The following is a 3451-nucleotide window of genomic DNA, read 5'->3' as shown; positions in this document are numbered from 1 at the left end:
GGTACCTGCGACGGGGGGGTTCACCTAACCACCGGGGCCGGACTCTAATCTCACGCCCCGGCCTCTACCCGGTGGGCGATACTGGGATCGAACCAGTGACCCCTTCGGTGTGAACGAAGTGCTCTCCCGCTGAGCTAATCGCCCGGGAACGGGTTGAACCATACAGGCCTTCGCGCCCCCGGTTCAAACCGCGCGCAGGCGGGCCGCGAGTCCGCGCCGTCCGCCGCGCATCATCAGTACGTGGTTGGCGCGGAAGAAGGGCCGCCCGGGGACGGCGAGGACCCGCAGCAGCCGGGCCCGGACCTCGACCTCCTGCTCGTAGAGCGCGCGCGTGCCGGTGCCTTCCGGCGCGAGGGTCCAGCGGGCCCAGCCCTCCAGGTCGCCGCCGAGCCCCACCTCCAGGACGCGGGCGGCCGGGTCGCGGCGCAGGGACCGGACGGTGACGACGAGGTCGTACGGCAGGAGGGACCGGAAGCGGGCCGTGCCGGTGGTGTCGTCGACGGGGACCACCTCGCGGACCTGCGGCCACCAGCGGGGGTACTCCTCGGCACGCTGGAGGACCGCGTAGACGGCGTCGGGCGGGGCGGCGAGCCGCCAGACGCAGCGGAAGCGATACCGGTTGCGGTCCATGCCCCCAGTGTGGGTGTACTCAGGCGGGAATCTGAGTACCGGGACGCATTCCCGCAGGGTGTGGCCGCAGCCACACTCCGGGTATGGACAACTCCCTGCCGCCCGCGGACGAGCTGGTGCTCGTCGACCGCGAGCTGGCGCAACTCGACGCGCGCCGGTCCCAGTTGCTGGCCCGCCGCGCCTGGCTGATCCAGGTGCTGTACCCGCCGCTCGCGGCGGCGGCCCCGCTCGGGCGGCCGGCGCCGACGGCCGGGCCGGTCGCGGACTCGACGCCCCGGAGCGCGCAGAACGTGCTGCTGACGCTCGGCGGCACGCTGCTGACGATCGCGGCGGTCGCCTTCACCCTGGTGAGCTGGGGCTCGATGGGCATCGGCGCCCGCGCGACGGTGCTGGCCGTGGTGACCGGCGCGACGCTCGCCGCGCCGGTGGCGCTGCTGCGCCGGGGGCTGGGGTCGACGGCCGAGTCGGTGGCGGCGCTGGGTCTGGTCCTGACGGTGCTGGACGCGTACGCGCTGCACCGGGTGGCGCTCCCGGAGACGGACGGCCTCGGGTACACGGCGGTGGCGTCGGCCGTCCTCGCGGGCGCGTGGACGGCGTACGGCTCGGCGCTGTCCCGGCTGCGCGTCCCGCTGCCGGTGGCCGTGGTCGCGGCGCAGCTGCCGCTGCCGCTGGGTGTCCTCGCGGCCGGCGGCGGCTCGACGGCCTTCGCGTGGGCGGCGCTGGTCACGGCGGCGGCGGACGCGGCGGTGACGCTGTGGGCCCGTCCCGCGGCGGTCCGGATCGCGGCGGGCACCGGCGCGGCCGCGCTGGGCGGCTGGGCCCTGCTGACGGGCGGATGGCTCTCCCTGGCCGCTCCGTGGAGCGGCGCCCCGCTCCTCCTCGCGGGCGCGGCGGTGGCCCTGTACGCGGCCTGGCGTGCCCCCGCTTTCGCGGTGGCGGCCTCGGCGCTCGCGGGCCTGGCGGCCCTGACGGCCACCGGGGGCCTCCTGCGCACGGCGCTCCCGGCGGACTGGGCGGTGCCGGCCCACGTCCTCTGCGCGCTGGCCCTCGCCTCGGCGGTCCGCGCGTGGGCCGTGGCCGGTGCGACAGGTGATCCCGGGGCTCCGTCCGGGACGTCGGGTACCGCCGGTGCCGGTGTCCGGGTGCCGCGGGGCATCCGGCTCGGCCTCGCCGGCGCGGGCGCCGGGGTCGCGGCGCTCGGGGTCGTGTGGGCGCTGCCGCCGGTGGTGGCGGGGCTCCTGGGGCCGGTGGCGCGGACGACGGACGTCTGGTCGGGCGAGCACGCCGCGCGGGCCCTGGGCTCGTACCCGGCGACGGCCGCGCTGGTCCTGGCCGTGGCCGTGGCCGCCCTCGCGGTCCTTCCCCGGCTCTGGGCCCGGTGCGGGGCGCTCGCCCTGGCCTGGGCGCTGCTGACGGCCCTGCCGGTCTCCTTCGGCCTCCCGTACGCGGTGACGCTCGCCCTCCAGCTGTTCACGACGGCGGCGGCCCTGGGGCTCGCGGTCCGCCCGGGCCCGCTGACGCGCGGCCTGCGCGCGGTCACCGCTCCGGCCGCCACGCCGGTCGCCGAGGGCGGGGCCACGGCCGGGACGAGCGGCCCCGCCGCCGGCACGGCCCCGGAGCCCTCGGCCCCGTCCGCCGCGGCCTCCTCCGGGCCCACGGCCGGAGGCCCCGCCCCGGCTCCGGACCCGGCCCGGACGGCCGGCCCCTGGGGCTCCCGGCCCGTGGGCGCGACGTCCCCGCGGCGGAGCCTGACGCCCGGGCCCGTCCTCGGGTGGATCGCGTACGCCGGCGGTCTCGCCTCCGCCGTGAGCGCGGTCGCGCTCGCCCTGGACGTCCGGGGCGCCACGTTCACCACGCTCGGTGCCCTGCTCGCCCTCTTCGCGGGCGTCGCCGCGGTCGGCGCGGACGCGCGCCGCGTGGTCTCCGCCTGCGCCGCGGTGCTCGCGGGGACGGGGCTGGTGTTCGCGGTGGCGGCCGCGGGGCGGTTCGAGGACCACTGGACGGCGCTCGCGCTGCTGCTCGTGCCGGCGGCGACCGCGGCCGTGGGCTCCAGGGCGCCGCGCCCGGTGGCGCTCGCGGCCGAGATCACGGGCGGGGCCGTGGGGCTGGTCGCCCTCGGGATCGCCGCGTCCCGGCCCGCGTTCCTCGCGCTCGCGCTGGCCCTGGGCGGGGTGATCGCCGCGGCGACGGCGGTACGGCCCGAGCGGCGGCGGTTCGCCTCGTGGACGGCGGCGGCGCTGTTCCTGCTGGCCACCTGGGTGCGGCTCGCGGTCTGGGACGTGACGACCCCGGAGGCGTACACGCTCCCGGTGACGGTGCCGGCGCTGGCCGTCGGCTTCCTGCGGCGGCGCCGGGACCCGGAGGCCTCGTCCTGGACGGCGTACGGTCCCGGTCTCGCCGTGACGCTGCTGCCGAGCCTGTGCGCGGCCTGGACGGACCCGGACTGGGCGCGCCCGCTGGCCCTGGGGGTCGCGGCGCTCGTGGTGACGCTGCTCGGCGCGCGCTTCCGGCTCCAGGCGCTGCTGCTCCTCGGCGGCACGGTGCTCGCGATGGACGCGCTGCACGAGCTGGCGCCCTACGTGGTGCAGGCGGTGGGCGCGCTGCCGCGCTGGCTGCCACCGGCCCTGGCGGGGCTGCTGCTGCTCGCGGTGGGCGCCACGTACGAGCAGCGGCGGCGGGACGCCCGGCGGCTGCGGGAGCGGCTCGCGCGGATGCGGTGAGACGCCGAATGGCCCGGGAGGGGGGTTGGGGTGCGGGGGGAGGGGTGGGGGGGGGGGGGCGGCAACCACCAGCGCCCCAAGCGGGGGGGGCGCCCGGCCCG

General features: G+C 79.0%; 2 protein-coding genes and 1 tRNA gene. 1 reads left to right on the top strand and 2 read right to left on the bottom strand.

The features are described from left to right. Positions 1-72: 72 nt before the first annotated feature. Together ACFV2S_RS34310 and ACFV2S_RS34305 are read right to left on the bottom strand one after the other, a co-directional pair. Positions 73-144 (bottom strand) — tRNA-Val (locus ACFV2S_RS34310). 39 nt (positions 145-183) lie between these two features. Continuing rightward, on the bottom strand, positions 184-630 hold the full coding sequence (locus ACFV2S_RS34305; RefSeq protein ID WP_385568636.1) for an SRPBCC family protein: 447 nt from the start codon (positions 628-630) through the stop codon (positions 184-186). An 83-nt stretch (positions 631-713) separates the two neighbouring features. Here ACFV2S_RS34305 and ACFV2S_RS34300 point away from each other — a divergent pair, with 83 nt between their 5' ends. Beyond that, on the top strand, positions 714-3350 hold the full coding sequence (locus tag ACFV2S_RS34300; protein WP_385568632.1) for an SCO7613 C-terminal domain-containing membrane protein: 2637 nt from the start codon (positions 714-716) through the stop codon (positions 3348-3350). Positions 3351-3451: the final 101 nt, after the last annotated feature.

It is taken from the genome of Streptomyces sp. NPDC059695, assembly GCF_042733785.1.
In the GTDB taxonomy this organism is placed as follows: Bacteria; Actinomycetota; Actinomycetes; order Streptomycetales; family Streptomycetaceae; genus Streptomyces.
Note: the sequence above shows the minus strand (reverse complement) of the source record. Positions and strands in the feature narration are given on the sequence as shown.

Coding starts and splice junctions, on each gene's coding strand:
- ACFV2S_RS34305 (WP_385568636.1), bottom strand. CDS start 630: ATGGACCGCAACCGGTATCGCTTCCGCTGCGTCTGGCGGCTCGCCGCC.
- ACFV2S_RS34300 (WP_385568632.1), top strand. CDS start 714: ATGGACAACTCCCTGCCGCCCGCGGACGAGCTGGTGCTCGTCGACCGC.